At 45.9% G+C, this 17,899-nt stretch carries 14 protein-coding genes; 13 read left to right on the top strand and 1 reads right to left on the bottom strand.

The annotated features are described in order from the left end of the window. Nucleotides 1-24: 24 nt before the first annotated feature. The 5 genes from BLS69_RS09425 to BLS69_RS09405 all read left to right on the top strand — a co-directional run bounded on the left by BLS69_RS09425 (nucleotide 25) and on the right by BLS69_RS09405 (nucleotide 6,789). Complete coding sequence (locus BLS69_RS09425) at nucleotides 25-789, top strand: YheC/YheD family protein (RefSeq protein ID WP_105598656.1); 765 nt, start codon at nucleotides 25-27, stop codon at nucleotides 787-789. A 196-nt stretch (nucleotides 790-985) separates the two neighbouring features. Beyond that, a complete protein-coding gene (locus tag BLS69_RS09420; protein WP_091030735.1) occupies nucleotides 986-1,726 on the top strand; it encodes a LytR/AlgR family response regulator transcription factor in 741 nt (246 codons plus the stop codon). Nucleotide 1,727: 1 nt separating this feature from the next. Next, entirely contained in the window at nucleotides 1,728-3,026 is a 1,299-nt protein-coding gene (locus tag BLS69_RS09415; RefSeq protein ID WP_091030734.1) for a GHKL domain-containing protein, read from the top strand. Nucleotides 3,027-3,136: 110 nt separating this feature from the next. Continuing rightward, nucleotides 3,137-5,188, top strand: a complete 2,052-nt coding sequence (locus BLS69_RS09410; RefSeq protein WP_091030730.1) for a serine hydrolase domain-containing protein — start codon at nucleotides 3,137-3,139, stop codon at nucleotides 5,186-5,188. Between the two features lie 197 nt (nucleotides 5,189-5,385). Continuing rightward, nucleotides 5,386-6,789, top strand: coding sequence for a PQQ-binding-like beta-propeller repeat protein (locus BLS69_RS09405; RefSeq protein ID WP_091030727.1), 1,404 nt, complete (start codon nucleotides 5,386-5,388; stop codon nucleotides 6,787-6,789). A gap of 69 nt (nucleotides 6,790-6,858) precedes the next feature. On the opposite strand, the gene BLS69_RS09400 is transcribed toward BLS69_RS09405, so the two are convergent. Further along, nucleotides 6,859-7,533 (bottom strand): class I SAM-dependent methyltransferase, encoded by a 675-nt coding sequence (locus tag BLS69_RS09400; RefSeq protein ID WP_091030724.1) that lies wholly within the window; start codon nucleotides 7,531-7,533, stop codon nucleotides 6,859-6,861. Between the two features lie 163 nt (nucleotides 7,534-7,696). On the opposite strand from BLS69_RS09400, the gene BLS69_RS09395 reads away from it, so the two are divergent. From BLS69_RS09395 to BLS69_RS09360, 8 genes are all read left to right on the top strand, one after another. Beyond that, complete coding sequence (locus BLS69_RS09395) at nucleotides 7,697-8,359, top strand: hypothetical protein (RefSeq protein WP_091030722.1); 663 nt, start codon at nucleotides 7,697-7,699, stop codon at nucleotides 8,357-8,359. 170 nt (nucleotides 8,360-8,529) lie between these two features. After that, on the top strand, nucleotides 8,530-9,513 hold the full coding sequence (locus tag BLS69_RS09390) for an SDR family NAD(P)-dependent oxidoreductase (RefSeq protein ID WP_091030720.1): 984 nt from the start codon (nucleotides 8,530-8,532) through the stop codon (nucleotides 9,511-9,513). Between the two features lie 236 nt (nucleotides 9,514-9,749). Next, the gene (gene murB, locus BLS69_RS09385; protein ID WP_371129069.1) at nucleotides 9,750-10,658 is read left to right on the top strand and encodes a UDP-N-acetylmuramate dehydrogenase; all 909 of its coding nucleotides are present in this window, start codon (nucleotides 9,750-9,752) and stop codon (nucleotides 10,656-10,658) included. 230 nt (nucleotides 10,659-10,888) lie between these two features. Then, nucleotides 10,889-11,848, top strand: coding sequence for an ABC transporter permease (locus tag BLS69_RS09380; protein WP_091016421.1), 960 nt, complete (start codon nucleotides 10,889-10,891; stop codon nucleotides 11,846-11,848). A gap of 2 nt (nucleotides 11,849-11,850) precedes the next feature. Then, nucleotides 11,851-12,720, top strand: a complete 870-nt coding sequence (locus BLS69_RS09375; RefSeq protein ID WP_083679484.1) for a carbohydrate ABC transporter permease — start codon at nucleotides 11,851-11,853, stop codon at nucleotides 12,718-12,720. A gap of 23 nt (nucleotides 12,721-12,743) precedes the next feature. Continuing rightward, nucleotides 12,744-14,282 (top strand): extracellular solute-binding protein, encoded by a 1,539-nt coding sequence (locus BLS69_RS09370; protein WP_091030714.1) that lies wholly within the window; start codon nucleotides 12,744-12,746, stop codon nucleotides 14,280-14,282. After that, nucleotides 14,279-15,607 carry a Gfo/Idh/MocA family protein gene (locus tag BLS69_RS09365; RefSeq protein ID WP_091030711.1) on the top strand — a complete coding sequence of 443 codons (1,329 nt, stop codon included), beginning with the start codon at nucleotides 14,279-14,281 and terminating at the stop codon, nucleotides 15,605-15,607. Before BLS69_RS09370 ends, BLS69_RS09365 begins: the two co-directional genes overlap by 4 nt. Before the next feature lies 1 nt (nucleotide 15,608). Continuing rightward, complete coding sequence (locus BLS69_RS09360) at nucleotides 15,609-17,840, top strand: glycoside hydrolase family 88/105 protein (protein WP_091030708.1); 2,232 nt, start codon at nucleotides 15,609-15,611, stop codon at nucleotides 17,838-17,840. Nucleotides 17,841-17,899 lie beyond the last annotated feature (59 nt).

Raw genomic sequence — 17,899 nt, 5'->3', positions numbered from 1 at the left:
GTTGCTGAAGGGAGAGTTTACGACATGGGAGTTGATAAATTGCAGCCGTTAAGAAGCAAGTGGTTAAAAACAAAATTGATCATTAATAATGAATTAATTAAACCGTTTATACCCGACACACAGAAATATAATAAAACGAATCTGAAATCCATGATCAGCAAATATGGAATGGTCTATGTCAAACCCGAGAGAGGTACTTTCGGGATGGGTGTTATTAAGGCCGAGATGGAAAGTCATCAACATTTTGTCTATCAGATAGAGCAAAAACGCCTGACGTTTGACAGCTTTGAATCGTTTTATAACAGTCTGACTCGTTTGGTGAATAAAAGAAGTTATCTGATACAGAGAGGAATCCATCTTCTTAAGCACAATAACAGACGTTTTGACATCCGAGTCATGATACAGCTAAGCCCGACCAAACATTGGGAAGCTACCGGAATCATCGGCCGACTGGGTCATCCAAAGAAAATCGTAACCAATTATCATAGTGGTGGTACACCGATGGATATTCACAAGCTGTTACAATCACATGCATCAACAAAACGCAGGAATGAACTGGTTCATGAGATGAATGAGCTTAGCCTGCGCATAGCTCGTCATATGAAAAAAAAGTACCCGTATCTAAAGCAAATTGGTGTAGATATCGGCCTTGACCACAGTCTGAAACCCTGGATTATTGAAGTGAATGTCAAACCTGACCCATATATATTCAATCAATTAAAGGACAAGACGATGTATCGCAAGGTAATACGATATTACCGCCATGCTATGCCCAAAAAAACAGAATAACAGACCGGACTTTTCATAGGAATGGCTGGAAAGGTTTCAAGCTCAAGAGTCGCCAATGTGGCGACTTTTTTTGTTGATCTGCGTTTTAGGGTCGGAATATTGCATTTCATCCCAATTCGACTCCGAAACCTATGCTAAAATAGTATATTCGAGAGTGAAATTCAGAGTCGATGTCGATGAAAGGCGGATGTTCCCCATGTTCAATATTGCAATCTGTGATGATGAGGAGCAGCAACGAGAACGTGTGAAATCCATGCTGGTCTCCTTATCTCTAAAAACCAATTTTGATTTTCAAATTAGCCTATTCACATCTGGTGAACAACTGCTCTCACACTACAGAGAGGTTGGGGATACATTCAATATCCTCATCTTGGATGTGGAGATGGGCGGAATGAACGGGATTCAGACCGCTAAAGAGATCAGAAACATGAAGTTTCTGGATGTACAGATTATGTTTCTGACGAGTTACCCGGAATATATGGTGGAGAGCTTTGATGTCATCACCTTTCAATATCTGATCAAGCCAATCCAGCCGCAAGTTTTCGAGGAAAAGATGATTAAGCTGTGTCAATATTTTCAGGCATTGGACAAAAAGTATGTACTAATCAAATCAGACTATGATGAACTGCTGCTGAAATATGATGATATTCTCTGGATTGAGGTCGTCAAAAGTTTAACAATCAAGAACAAGTTGAATTTTGTGACACAGGAAAATGTACATGAGACCAAAGGCATTTTATCCAGCTATGCTACTGGTTTGAAAGACCATGGTTTCTTACAGATTCATCGCTCGATTATTATCAACCTGATGCATGTTCAGAAGTTTTCCGGTACCCAAGTCGTTATGTTGAATGGAACGGAACTGCCCATAGGTCGATCCAAGGTCAAAGAAATCAAGGATGCCTACACCAAATATATGATCATGAGGATTCAGTGATATGGATAGCTATATGATCTTTTCCATCATCTTTGTGACCTTACTTATGGCATTTCAGGCGAATTTTTATTTTGATTCTGTGTTGGGCAAGTCCAGGCGAAAGCCGCGCAGAGCGATCTATTTCATCGTTTTTATCTTATTGGATTATTTTTATTTGGTTTCTTCCTTCTCTGACATCGTTTCTACTGCTGTTGCTCTGTTATTAATCTTCAGTCTGGCACAATCCTATGAAGTGGAGTTCAAAATCAAGCTTGTTTTTACCATCCTGTATGCGGTTCTGATTACAATGGCAAATACGATAGCTGTATATATTCTCGGAGTTTTGGAATCCACAGAATTCATTTCATGGGAACAGTTCAACGGAGAAAACCACTGGATTCTCTCCAAGGTGATGCTGGTTGGTTGCAGTATTATGTTCATTGTTATTCAAATTGTGCGTTTAGTGGCTAAACGCAGAAGTTTTGCCGTGCATTATCGTTATTATTTGCTGTTTCTTATCGTACCCATTATTACAATCTATCAGATCAATGTGGCCTCCATATATAGTGAAAAAAACATATTCTACGTCTTTTCTGTACTAGGCTCTCTATTTCTCAACGTGTTCATTGTATATGTATTCGATAATATGGTGGAAAAGGTACAGCTTGCGCATGAAAACACCCAGTTACAGCGTCAGATGGACTACCAGGATGCTAACTATGAGAAGACCGTTCACAGTTTCAAAAACATTAAATCCATCATCCATGATATCAATCAGCAGTTTCTGTATATTGATGAATGTATCCAACGTAACGAACTGGCGGCGGCAGGTGACCATATCAAGTCTACATTAAATACCATTGAAGGTGCGTATCAGCGGGTGAACTCCGGCAATCTGGTCATTGATGCACTCGTTACAAATACCTTGGCTATGGGGCAGGCAAACGGGATCAAAATTGACACCAAAATCCAGCTCCACTCGCAACATATCCAGATCGATCGATATGATCTGTGTGTGGTGCTGGGTAACATGCTTGATAACGCAATTGAAGCCTCCAAGAAGGTTAGACAGGCCGAGGATCGATATATCCTCATTGCCATTCACTCCACATCATCTGCACTTGTCATCCAGATTATGAATCATGTGGAGCAGCCGATAGTTGACTTGAAAAGTGAAAAGCCTAATCCGGAGTACCATGGAATCGGTCTAACCAATATATCGAGAATGTGCGAGAAATATGGTGGACATATGAGTATTGAGCATCAACATCGGAAGTTTAACAACATGGTCGTGCTTCCGTTCCACACCGACAATCCCTGAACCTGCCGTTCAGGGGTTGTTTTTTTCCATTCAGGGTCCGTTTACGTTCGAACAGTCTCTTCCCGGATATGATGAATTCATTCATAAGAACATTTGAGGGAGGACATGGGATGAAAAAATTAATTAGTCTTTTATGTACAGCGGTGCTTGTAATTACACCGCTGGCAGATGTCAGCGCAGAGGCGAATAACAGTACAACGATTGAGGCACGGGCGGAGCAGATCGCCAAGGAGATGGTGCAAACGTACGGTGTCACCAGTGTGCAATATGCGATCATGGATGAAGGAGAATACATTTTATCAGATAGTGTAGGACTGCACGATAAGGCATCACAGAAGTCAGTAGACAAGGATAGCATGTATGGCATAGGCTCGGTTAGCAAAATGGTTGTTACGGCAGCCGCCATGAAGCTTGTCGATTCCGGTAAAGTAGATCTGGATGAGCCGCTTACTTCGTATATCAAGGACTTTAAAATGGCAGATGCGCGCTATACTCAAATCACACCGCGCATGTTGATGAATCATTCATCCGGTCTTTACGGTACACATTATGGAAACAGCATGTTGTTTGACGATAATGACACCCGCAATCATGATGAGTTATTGCTTGAACTTCAGTCCGAAAAACTGAAATCCAAACCTGGCGAATACTCCGTCTACGCCAATGACGGTTTTCAATTGCTTGAAATCCTGGTTGAACGGGTGAGTGGATTAAGCTACAGCGAATATATCGCCAAGTACATCAGTGAGCCGTTGAAGTTGGAATCAACGAAGACACCACTAGATTCCTTTGACAGAGCGCAATTATCCGAAACCTATTGGCCTACACTTGAGATGAAGATGCCTACCGAAAATGCAAACATTATCGGCACAGGCGGAGTGTACTCTACCGCAGAAGAATTGAGTCAATTCGGAGAGGTTTTAATGGGGAACAGACCGGATATTCTGTCCGAATCTGCTGTGAAGGCTATGCAATCTCATGAATATCGTAATGGCATATGGGTATCTGATGAGCAAAATACGATCAATTATGGCTTGGGGTGGGATTCGGTTGACCTTGCACCTTTCAGCGATTATGGGATTACCGCGCTTGCCAAAGGCGGGGATACCATGTTGTACCACGCCGTGTTAATCACTATACCCGAACATGATATTTCAATGGCGGTTCTATCATCTGGCGGATCTTCCGTCTACAATCAGATGTTTGCCAGCAAAGTGCTGCTGGACGTTCTCGAGGATCAAGGCATCATCGACGATGTTCAGCCTGATCAGAAATTCTCACCACCTGTCAAAGTGAAGATGCCAACAGAATTAAATTCGTACTCCGGTCTCTATGGTACGGTAGGAGAGACATTGGATATAGCGATTAAGGATGGTGAGATGCAACTGCCTGCTTTGCTGGGAGGAATTATTCCTGAGCAGAACTATGTGTACACAGGCGACGAACATTTTACAACTGCGGATGGCAGTGTGAAAGCTAGTTTTGTGAAGGAACGTAATGACAAGGTATATGTTAAAATTCAGGGTATGATTACGTTACCCGGCATAGGTCAAACGGTAATGAACACGTATGATTATCAAAAACTGGATCATAATGCGCTTGACGCAGCAACGAAAGAGAAATGGACAGCTCGTGACGGCTCGAAGTATTATGCACTGGATGAAAAAATAACGTCGATCTTTTATCTGCTTCCATCGATGCTGATTAAGAACCTGTCTGTTGATACCAAAAATGGCTATGCTAATGGCACGCAAATCATGGATGCAAACAACGCAGAGAATATCGCCCAAATTCCTGTGATGAACGGAAGAGACGCGTTTGATCTGCAATTTTACACGAAGAATGGCGCCGAGATTTTGATCCAGGATGGGCAAGAATACATTGCCGAGGATGCGATTACTCCAATCTTTGGTGGGAAAAAAGGAATTACAACTATTCCGGCAAACGGTCAAGCCCGGTGGTATGCGATCGACGACCGATCGAGTAACAAATCCATCACGGTGGATTCTCCGAAGACCGGAGGTTACGCAGTGTATAATGATAAAGGGGAAATGGTTGACTTCTCTGTAGCAACCAATCAGGAATCGACGAATCTTCCGAAAAGTGGTTTTATCGTTTTTGGTGGGGATGCCGGTGATGTATTCCAGATTGAATTAAAGTAAAGCAGGGACTGCGTTACAAAGTCACATTCTCAACTTGTCACATAAATAATGTCGTATTCAGAAAGTCGCCTTATGGCGGCTTTTTTTGATTTACTTATTAGAATAATTTAACAATCTGGTAACAATTCGACCTCACTGCTCGTTATATTTATGTAGTTATATATCAGGCTCATTTTTAACAGGAGGAATTACTATCTATGATCAATAGACATAAACGTCAAACAACGAAACAATGGAAAATAAGAGCAGGCAGGCCCATCGTTGCAGGCCTTACTGCCGGAATATTAATGGTTCACGGAGTCATCGGCGTATTGCCATCTCAGGCACATGCTGAAGCATCGGATGTATCTATTCGTAACTGGTATTCGTATCAGCAAATCACTGTACCAGAACTGAAACCTTCTTGGACAGCAAAAGTAGATAACTATTTGAATATGAACGAGACGTACATCGGAGCTAATGCCATTGCAGAAGAAGGCAAAGTATTCACGTTTGCTGGATCGAAGTTGGTTGCACTTGATGCGACAACAGGTAAACGGTTGTGGACTTACGGCAAAGAATTGACACCTTATATTACCTATCAAGGCGGCGTCCTCTACGGACTGACCAGTGATCACAAGCCATATGCCTTGAATGCGAAGACAGGCAAAGCAAAATGGCGGTCAGGGGCATCCACCTGGATTGATACGGTTCAACGTACAGAAGCTCTGATTCCAAGCGCGGATACCCTCTATGTTATTAAAGGAAGTACAACGTTTGCACTGGATATCCAGTCAGGCAAACTGCGCTGGAAGGCAGATGAGCCATTAGGCGAAGGTCACGGTACTGAATATCTTGAAGAGTCTAATGGTATTGTACTGAGAACCTTTTTTGTCCAAGGGGCACTTACATCCACTCAGCTTAATGCGTATGACAAGAAAACGGGCAAGAAGTTATGGGGTCATTTTGGTCAGGGGGAAGCTATTCAGATCAAAGACGGACTTGTGTATTCGGTGGATTTTTATTCTCCAATGTTGGAAGATGATGAGTCTTCACCTGAACGCAAATGGAAAGTTAATGCGTACAACCTGAAGACCGGTGTGTTGAAAGGAAGTCAGGAGTATAGGTGGACCATGCCGGGTGACCCACCGTATATGAATGGTAGAGGAGGTATACTTGTCAATAAAGACAAACTGTACATTGCGCAGGGGGACAACATAGCGGAGTACTCGTTGAATACAACCAAGTCGAAAACTACGCCAATTCGAACGTTTCACCAACCTTACGGGGACAAAACGGAGTTACTTGGCATTGTACAGGAACGGGTGGTGTACAAAAACCTCGAGACAGGTGAACTAAAAGGCATTAAGCTGGCTAATGGTCAGGAGGTTCAGTGGCATGGTGATGCCCCGGTTTCTCAGATTGATGTTTACGGTAAAGGAATGTATCGAGCGCAACGTAACGGCACCCTGCTTGCCCTCAACATGATGACGGGTCAGCCAGCTTTTCGAGTCGCTACCGGGGGAGATCTGCATAATAAGACATTGAAGACAAATGGAATGATCATCATCCAAGCCGAAGGCAAACTTCTCGGCGTTAAGCTGCCAGCATCGCTGAAATAAGTGATTCAGAATGAAAAATATGTATGAAGACCGGATCAAGGCATAACTTGCTCATAATCCGGTCTTTTTTTATTTTTGCGCATAAAACACTGCAAAGTCCAAGTATTTGTACATGCAATCTGCCACACGAAACCCCGCTTCCTCCAACCACATCAATTGATCCTCCAGTGTGGCATTGATATCCACCTTGCGTCTTTTGATCGAAGCCGAGATGGCTTCCTTAGACAAACCACTTTGATGAATCGATTCTAACCAGCGCTGGCGGTAATAGGTGTCCGTATCGAGGGTTCTTCCCTGAACCTGATCTGCGTTGATGAAGCATCCACCTGGTTCTAACAGCTTATGTACAGTTTCAAACACCTTTTTCTTGTCAGCGTGGGTCAGATGGTGAATAGACAGGGAGGAAATAATCATATCGTAGGAACTGGTGAAATCGTACTTGGAGTAATCCCCGATCACATACTGTACTTGGTTTGCATCAGCAAATCTTCGACGTGCTGCTTCAAGCATTTGATCACTAATATCGATCAGGGTTAATCGCGCGTTGGGATACTTTTGCAGGACCAATCCGGAGAGCAGTCCCGTTCCTGCACCCAGATCAAGAATACGTGGAGAATCGAGCGGGCTTTCCATTAGATCCAGGGCCATTCCATAAAAATCATCAAAACAAGGGATAAGTTGCTTTCGCTGCACATCATAATCTTGGGCTACCTTATCAAACAGCTGCTTTACTGAGAATTCCATGTGCTCATCACTCCTTGAGGTTTTCTCCATATTTTACAAACTGGAAGGGATCAAGGGAAATACTGATTATGGATAAACTCATAGGTTGGACCTATGGGTTCCGAGTCTCTGCCATGGGTAATAACATGTAAGCGCAGAATATAGACAGGGAGGAATGAACCTGATGTTTCAACCACGTTCTATTATGATGAGTATCTCGTTAATCGTTATAGTTCTAACACTTGCAGCTTGCTCTGGTAGTAATGGACCTTTGCCTAGCCCTCAACCATCAATGCCAGTAGGTGAATCTGCTCCAGCACCTTCAACAGGAAATGAACAACCATCTGAAACAGATGGAACAGAAGAAGCGAATGAAACAGAGCGCCCACAGTCCGAAAGTTTTGAAATGTTGACCGCAGATGGCAATCAATCACTAGAAGCGACCTTGCAACAAGGAAAAGGATTTTCCTTGTACGTATTTGAGAAATTCACATTTGATGCTGCTCAAGGCCGTCTGTCACTGACTAGTAACGCTGACTATTATGTGGATATTGAACCACTGCCTTCGAAGTATAATCTGGCAGAACTGGAGACAGCGGGTAAAGAAGAATTAGAAAAAGCCGGTAAGGTATCCGATTATAGTGGAGAACTGGTAGAACACCCGCTTGGTTATGCCGAGCTCTATCTTCAGGCCTCTGGTGAAAAAGGCATTAGCGATTATATGGTCTGGAAATCAGAAGAAGGGGATGCATTTCTATTCCGTCTTCATAATCCAAAAGGAGAAGAGGCTTCTGATTTCGCCAGCCCGGTCCTTGTTTCGTTATCCACCGTTCAGGGTGATTCGTAACTTAGATGACCATAATCTTTTCAACGAAAGTCGCCAACTGGCGGCTTTTTTTACTTTTGCAGATTGCACGGAGAAGTTGCGAGGTGATGTATTCACTTCCATTTGACTTAGAGTACGCTCTAGGGTGTAGACTTTGAATAAGAAGAAATATTGCCAAGGAGATGAATAGAATGACACAGGAAAATAATATTAGAACTTTACAACATAAAATGGACTCTGGCTTCAATCATAACAGTACAGCGGAGGATGTATTGAGAGATCTGGACTTGTCAGGACAGCTTGCTATTGTAACGGGTGGATATTCGGGTCTCGGGTTGGAGACGACACGTGCGCTTGTTAATGCGGGGGCCCGTGTAGTGGTGGTGACTGCACGTCGTCCAGCGGTTGCGAAGGAAGCACTTTCTGGTCTGGAAGGTGTTGAAATAGATGCATTGGACCTCGCTGATTTATCCAGCGTTCGTACTTTTGCCGAGCGATTTCTGGCGAGTGATCGGAACATTGACATGCTGATTCTTAATGCGGGCATCATGGCTTGCCCGGAGACGCGGGTTGGTCCTGGCTGGGAAGCACAATTTGCAACCAATCATCTGGGCCACTTTGCCCTGACTAATCTGTTATGGCCAGCACTGGCAAGTCAGGGGGGAGCACGTGTTGTTTCCTTGGCATCAGCGGGACATCATTTCTCACCGATTCGTTGGGATGACATCCAATTTGAACATGGCTATGAGAAATTCCCTGCCTATGGACAGTCCAAAACAGCAACGATTTTATTCAGCGTTGAGCTGGATCGTCGAGGTGCAGAGCACGGAGTACGGGCTTTCTCAGTTCATCCAGGCGGAATTATGACACCACTACAGCGTCATATGCCAAAAGAGGAAATGATTGCTCTGGGCTGGATTGATGAATCTGGACAAGTGGCCAATCCTGCTTTCAAAACACCTGAGCAGGGGGCAGCGACGCAAGTCTGGGCAGCAACTTCACCTCAGCTTGAGGGAAAAGGCGGTGTCTACTGTGAGGATTGTGACATCAGTGAATTGGCTCCAGAGGATGGAGGTTTCTATGGGGTCAAGAAGTATGCTATCGACCCTGAGCAAGCTCTTCGTTTATGGGATCTATCGGTCAAGCTGACTCAAACAGACATAGAACTCTCATAATCATGTAGTTGCGGCAACAGAGTAACAGCTTGCTTTCATGCAGGAGCTCAGCTCATCGTCTTATTATCTGGCCCGCATGGCATCACGTCTTCAGGAACTCACGGAAAAGTACAAAATCTAAAGAGAATGCGATTAATTATAATGAAAACAACATAATTTCAAACAAAATCTCCTATTTAGCATATAATAAAGAAGGAGCATCTCATTTTCGCGATGGTGCAATCATTTCTTTATGAATTCAGGGAGAGAAAATCATGAATATTTTTGAGCATCAGATACCTTTGGAAAAAGTGAAATTCAATGAACCACTAAAAAATCACACGTTTATTAAAATAGGTGGCAACGCAGATATTCTCATCCATCCAACAACGATAGACGAAATCACTAAAATCGTGGAAATTGCCAACTTACATCAGTTACCTCTGACGGTCATTGGAAAAGGCTCAAACGTCATTATTAAAGACGGGGGCATCCGGGGAGTAACGATTTCTCTTAGCCACTTCGATCAAATTAAAGTGAATGAGGACAGCATGATTGCGCAAAGCGGCGTTGATATCATTGATGTATCCAGACTTGCTTTGGAGCACAGCTTGACCGGTTTGGAGTTTGCTTGTGGCATTCCCGGCAGCACGGGGGGCGCACTATACATGAATGCTGGTGCTTATGGCGGTCAGATCGCTGATGTAGTTGAACGTGCAACTGTGATCACCAAAGACGGCACAGTGTTGGAGATCCCACGAGAAGAGATGAAGTTTGGTTATCGAAATAGTCTCTTCAAGATGGATCACTATATCATACTGGAGGCCGAATTCGGGCTCCAAAAAGGAAACAAGGATGATATTGCAGGTAAAATGAAGGAATTAACGTTCCTGAGAGAATCCAAGCAGCCGCTTGAGTTCCCCTCTTGTGGAAGTGTATTTAAACGACCCGAAGGACATTTTGCCGGTAAACTGATTCAGGATTGCAACTTGCAGGGCACTCGCATTGGAGGGGCTGAAATCTCCATGAAGCACGCAGGTTTTATCGTAAATGTGGATCACGCCACTGCCCAGGATTATATGGATCTGATCCAATTTATTCAGCAGAAAGTTTATGATACGTTCCAAGTTGAATTGGAAACCGAAGTAATCTTTCTGGGAGAGTAACTTCATTGGAATCATTAGGAGGTCGCCTATGGCGGCTTTTTTTGTTGCCAATGTAGTACCAACCATTCCGCCAGTGAATGAACCGATCCTGCAAACCCGCGTCACGCAAGCGATTGGCTCATGCTATGGCTGATTGAACGATTGTTGCTGACCCCGCTCTCCCTTAACATGTGAATAGAGGAGCCTGCTCGTCATTCACCATCATTCTGTCAAAGGGGGCCCGCGATCATATGGCTGAGCTGTCGGAAACATCAACGTTACAACCCGGGGTTACAGTCAACAAACCCGTCAAACCAAGTTATCTGCGTAACATTCGAAAACACTGGATGTTGTATGTCATGATCCTGCCCGGCATTTTGTTCTATATTATTTTCAAGTACATTCCACTGGGCGGAAGCGTGATTGCATTTCAGAACTTTCAGATTATGAAAGGCATATGGAGTAGTCCATGGGTTGGCCTGGATAACTTCAAATTTATTTTTACGTATCAGGATTTCTATCACGTGCTTCGGAATACAGCTCTGATTGCCTTATACAAACTGGTGATCGGATTTCCTGCTCCCATCCTGCTAGCGCTATTGTTTAACGAAGTGAGAAAAATGCTTGCCAAACGCTTTTTGCAGAGTCTGTTTTATCTGCCTCATTTTCTCTCCTGGGTTGTTGTCGGGGGGATCGTGTTTGAGGTGCTAGCCTCGGGTGGTTTTGTAAACGCTGTCCGTGGATGGTTCGGGTTCGAGCCGATCCTGTATATGCAGCAGGAGCAATATTTCCGACCTATTGTTGTCCTGTCCTCCATCTGGAAAGAGGTAGGGTGGGGAACGATTATATATCTCGCTGCGGTAAGTGGCATTGATCCCACGCAATATGAAGCGGCAGTGATGGACGGAGCGAACCGCTGGAAGCAAACGATCTACATTACATTGCCTGCGTTGTTCCCGACGATCTTAACCCTGTTCCTGCTGAATATCGGCAATTTCCTGGAACTTGGCTTTGATCAGATCTATAACCTGCTGACACCGATGACCTACTCGGTAGGGGATATCATTGAAACGTACGTATACCGCTCTGGTGTCCTGCAAGGGCAATATAGCGTAACAACAGCGATTGGTCTATTTCAGTCGGTGATTGGCTTTATTCTGCTCTGGGTCTTCAATCGGCTAGCGAGAAAATCAGGAGAGGGGTTGTGGTAATGATCAAGCAGACGATTGGAGAAAAGCTGTTCCAAACCGCCAACTACATTTTCCTGACGCTTGCGGCCTTTACGATGCTCCTTCCATTGCTACATCTGCTTGCCGTTTCCCTGAGTTCGCCGGTTGCGGCAGACTCCAAAGAAGTATTTCTGTGGCCCGTCGGCTTTACTTTCGCGTCATGGAAACACATTCTACAAAGCTCAGGCTTATGGCAATCGTTCGGTGTAACCGTATTCATTACGGTAGTGGGTACTGCGCTTAGTATGTTGTTTTCAGTGTTGACCGCTTTTCCGTTATCGCGCAGAGAATTCATGATTCGCAAACAAGTGATGCTGGGCATCGTAATTACGATGATTTTCAATGCCCCGATGATTCCATTCTTTCTGACGGTAAGGGAGCTGGGCATGATGAATTCCATCTGGTCCCTGATTATTCCTGGTGTAATTGGCACATTTAATATGGTCATTCTGCGTACCTTTTTCATGAGCTTGCCCAAAGAACTTGATGACACGGCCCGAATCGACGGTTGCCATGACTTCCGGATCCTGTTTCAGATTTATTTGCCGCTATCCAAGCCGGTTCTGGCTACGGTCAGTCTGTTCTATGCGGTGGGATACTGGAACACGTTCCAGCGGGCGGTACTGTTTCTACGTGATCCAGGGCTCTGGCCTTTGCAGATGAAGCTACGAGCGTATTTAACCAGCCCGGAGGAACTGGCCCAGGTAAATATGTTTCTTGGGGATTACAACTTCAATACAACCACGTTAAAGGCAGCGACGATACTTTTTGCAAGCGTTCCCATTATTTTGGTGTATCCTTATCTACAGAAGTATTTTGTGAAAGGTTCATTGCTCGGATCACTGAAAGAATAAACCATGTTCAGGGGGATGATTCCATGAGAAAACAACTGAGTCGCAAGATGATGCCGCTAATGCTCAGTCTAGCCATGCTGTTGGTCGCTGGTTGTGGCTCTGCTACTACAAGTTCCGGAAATGACGTTGGTAACGGCGAAGGCAGTGGTGGAGCTGTAAAAGTCAAAGTATTCAAAAGCCATATGGGCGTTGGCAGCTTGCCAACTGCGGATAATCCACATGTGAAATACATTGCTGAAAAGACGGGAGTCCAGTATGAACTCATTACAACGCCTCCCGGTTCGGAGCCATCCGAATACTTAAACCTGATGATTGCCTCGGATGAACTGCCAGATATCCTGCGTCCGATTGGAGGCATTGAGCAGACACTGATTCAGCAGGGAGGCGCGTTACCACTGGATGAACTGCTACCTGAATATGCACCGCATGTGTGGGAAAGTATTCCTCAGGAAGCTTGGGATATCGTACGCTCTGCTTCCCCTGACGGCAAAATCTATTATGTGCCCAAGGTATTCCTTGTGCCTGAACGTGCACCATTAATTCGTCAGGATTGGGTGGATAAGGTGGGCATGGAGATGCCAAAGACCACTGATGAATATGTCGAGCTGCTCACAGCTTTCCGTGACAAGGACCCGAATGGCAACGGCAAACCGGATGAACTGCCAACAAGCGGGAGGGAATTCGGCAGATGGATGGACCATCTGTTTGCGATGTACGGGGTAGCGATGTGGGAAGGGTATCCCGAATGGGATGAATACGATGGAAAAATCCAGTACGCAGGGACTACCGACAATATGCGGGAAGCAATCAAGTTCATTCGCATGTTATATGTGGAAAAACTGCTGGACAATGAAACCTTCCTGAACAAAGGGGAAGTGTGGCAGGCCAAAATCAATAATAACCTCGTAGGCAGCTGGTACCATTTGCCTGCAAATGTGCGAGATCGGTACAATGCGATGCTGACCCAGGCTCCAGATGCCTACATTGCAGCAATGCCGTTGCCCAAAGCCGAAGGGTTTGAAGCTTTTGTCACCCAGAAAAGCATGGGTGAACCGGAATGGATGATCCCAGCCACCAAACAGGATAATGCGCCAAATGCGCTGAAACTGCTGGATTTCTTCTACAATCCTGAAAATGATGAGTTCGGTCGCTTTGGTCTTGAAGGTGAGCAGCATGAAGTCAAGGATGGACGCAAAGTCATTCTTCCACCTGCTGACAACAAACCGCTTGCCTTGGGTATGAAGAATCTGACCACAGCAGAAGACATGAACAAGCGGATTGAAGAGACATATCCGGAAGATCAGCAGCAAATGGTCAAAGACATGTTCGAAGTCAGCACTGCTGATGCGCGGCAAATTGCCGGTGACGGTCTGCCAGCCTCTGTGTATGAAGGTTTTCCTGATATCCAGTCTCACAAGTTGTTTCAAGAGGTATTGACCAAGATTGTCATCGGCGAGCTGCCGATCGAGGCTTATGATGAATATGTGAAGAAATGGAATGCTTCCGGGGGCGAAGTGGTCACCCAGCGTGTACAGGAATGGTATGAGAAGGTGAGAAAATGAAAAAGAGATATGCCCTATGCGGGGTCAGCGGCAGAGCATTGGGACAATTTGCAAAACCAATTCATGAGCTATTCTCTCATAATTCAGAGGTTGTCGCCCTGCTGGATAGCGATCCTGCACGGTTTGAAGTCTATCGCGACCGTTTTCCTGAGCACACAGAAGTAGCGGTATATGGCGCTTCGGATTTTGGGGTCATGGTCGATGAGACTCGGCCTGACTGTATCATCGTGGCTGGCAGGGACGATACTCATGCCCACTATATTGTCGCCGCGTTGGAGCGGGATCTCGATGTTATCACCGAAAAGCCGATGACGACTACAGGCGCTGATGCCAGACGCATTCTGGAAGCAGAAGCAAGGAGTAAGGGCAACGTTACCGTAACGTTCAATTATCGGTATATGCCGATCCACATGCGTATCAAGGAATTAATTCAGGAGGGGAAACTCGGTCGCGTCACTTCCATCGACCTTAACTGGTATATCGATACCCATCACGGCTCCAGTTATTTTAAACGGTGGAACCGTGAACGGGCATTCTCGGGCGGTCTGTCGGTCCATAAAAGTACCCACCACTTTGATCTGGTCCAGTGGTGGATCAATCAAAAGCCAGTTGAAGTTTTTGCCTATGGAGCACTGAACTATTACGGGGCTGAAGGTGAATGGAATCCGGCACAGGAGGACGGAAGACATTGCCGAACATGTCATGTCTCAGAAGATTGTGCCTATTATTCCCGCTGGACGTCCCGCAGTCGTCAGATCCGGGTACCGGATGACCATCTGAACCAGCTCGGTACAACAAGCCAGCAGGAGTTTCCGTACACTTCATACCGTCCCGACCAGTGTATCTTCGATTCCACGATTGAGATTGAAGACACGTATGCCGCAACCGTGAAATATAGCGGCGGCGCGCTGATGAGTTATTCGGTCAATTTCTCACTTCCTTACGAAGGGTACCGTTTGGCGATAAATGGTACGAAGGGCAGGCTAGAAACATTGGAGTATCATATGCCGGCCCGGACGCCTTTTCCCACACCCGTCCAGACGATCGATTACTTTCCGCTCTTTGGTTCAAAAGAAACGATCCATGTTGTTCATCGTGAAGGCGGACATGGAGGAGGAGATCCACTGCTGCTGGAGGATATTTTCCTCGGCGAAGATAAGAAACGCCCTTACCGAATTCTGTCTGGCGCTGAAGACGGCGCTTATTCCGTTGCCGCTGGAGAAGCAGTGTGGCGATCTGTGGAAGAGCATCGGCCTATTTCCATAGATGAAGTGCTGGGTGGTTGGAACAGCAGAGTGCCCACACACAAAGGGAGGGAGAAGTGACATGAGCAGACCTGTGTATTTTGAACCGGAGGAGAGTATGGCTTATCACAGTGGTGAAGACGATATGCACGCCCTGATGAGCATTGCGGGAAGGTATATTGGCGCCAATCCTCCGCATCCCCCGGTCTACAGAGTGAGTAGGCCAGGACTTGTGCGCAAGTCCGATGATCACCGCTACGTCTTCCCGCTGGGCGATTTATTTCCCCACATGAGCAAAGGACAACAGGTCTATGCATGGGCCAAACTGTGGAGTGACAGTGATCAGGAATTTGTTTTTCATATCACCTGCTTCGGACCTGTTAGGTTGTTTCATAATGGCGTGCTGATCTATGGTTCTGCACCTGAAGAGGAATATCCAGCGATACCTGTTCTGAAACTGAAATGTGGGCTGGTCAGAGGCTGGAATCACTTCGTTCTTGAATTCAAATCAGGCGAAAATGGGGGAGGTGGCCAGTTTGGCACTGGCTCCCGGAAGAACAAACCACTTCACTTCATTGTACCTTCGCTCGAACGAGATGGGGAAGAAGGCTGGCTCTACAGCGAGCCGTTGGATTTTCCGTTGCAGGAAATTCCTTCTGGCCCCATGCGAGAGAAGGCCACTGGCGTTAACTGGTTGCCTCAGGAGGAAGACCCCGAGAAGGCATCGCCTTATGGGCAGTTGGCACGGATGTATGGACTGACCAGCGGCATGTCTGCGTATGCATGGACGAAGATAAATGGTACCAATTGTGGCAAGGAGACTGTGCTGATCTCCGGTGAGGCCTACAGCCCGATTGAATTCTGGGTGGAGGGTAAGGTAGTATTCCATCAAGAGCAAGCCGGACTTTTCCGTTTCGAACTGCCATTATCTGCTGCTGTGCAAGATCTGACAGCGAACTGTGTATGTGGAGACCGGGATTGGGGATTCCGTATGGATGCAACTACAGATGAGATGTTGACACCCGCACTGGATGTGAAAGGGCATAGAGGCAAGTGGCTGTACCTGGGTCCTTTTCAAGCGGAACAGGAGATTGATCTGGCTTCCTGCCAGAAGATGAAGCGGACTACTCGTAGCGGAACAGGTGAAGACGTATACTGGCGAACAGAGCTGCCATACGGAGAGGTACGTCCATTTCTGGAAAATGAATGGTTCGGCCGATGGAACTATCCCCTGGGCGTCACGTTATACGGATTGCTTCAGCTTGGCAAAGTGGGTCAACGATCGGATATTCGAGATTACGTGCTGAATCACATTGAATTTGCCTCTTCACGTTTCAGCTACTCCTTATGGGACAGAGAACGTTATGGTGCAGCTGGGCTGAATAATCAGCTCTCCCATATCGACAGCCTGGACGACTGTGGATCTTTCGGCGCCACCATGCTGCTTGCCGATCGGGAACGCAAGTTGGACGGCGTTTCAGAGACGGCAGCTCATATCGCTGACTATATTTTGCATCAACAGTCCCGTCTGGAAGATGGCACTTTATACCGCAAGATTGGTGTCTCCAGATCAATGGATAACACGATGTGGTGTGATGATCTGTATATGAGCATCCCGTTCCTGTGTAGATACGCCGAATGGTCGGGTGACGATAAGCTGCTGGATGAAGCGGCAAGACAGGTTCTTTTGTATAAAAAGTATCTGTACATTCCAGAGCTGCAAATTATGTCACATGTATTCGATGTGGAGCGAGGTGAGCCAACACGGACCCCTTGGGGCCGAGGCAACGGCTGGGTGCTGTTCTCCATATCGGAGCTGCTGACGGCCCTTCCTCATGAGCATCCATCCTATACAGTTCTCATTCAGTTCTACAGGGAATTGTGTGAAGGGTACTTGCCATTGCAGGGCAGAAACGGATTGTGGCATCAGGTATTAACGGACCCCGAATCATATGAGGAAACATCCTGTACCTCCATGTTCATCTATGCGTATGCCCGGGGTGTTCGAATGGGCTGGCTGTTAGATCCGAAACCCTATGCACAAGCGGTGGAGCGAGGGTGGAAGGGGCTTTCAGAGCGCACAATTGATAAAAGAGGCAATGTATACGGCGTATGTCGTGGCTCCAGCTACTCCTTCACGAATCACTATTATAAGCATGAACTGGGTTGGAATCTGAATGATACCCATGGGATCGGCATTGTACTTCTTGCTGGGCTTGAAACTATTGCCATGCAAGAATGGCAGACAAACACGCCGGTTTTCGCTACGGAAAGGGTCGGAACACCGGAGAAATTGGAGAAATCATCTTTTTAGAGGGAGAAAATAGGCTATTGGACCGGGTCGTATTGGGCATATGGGAACGGTATAATATC

The sequence above is a fragment of the Paenibacillus sp. CF095 genome, from assembly GCF_900101225.1.
In the GTDB taxonomy this organism is placed as follows: Bacteria; Bacillota; Bacilli; order Paenibacillales; family Paenibacillaceae; genus Paenibacillus.
Note: the sequence above shows the minus strand (reverse complement) of the source record. Positions and strands in the feature narration are given on the sequence as shown.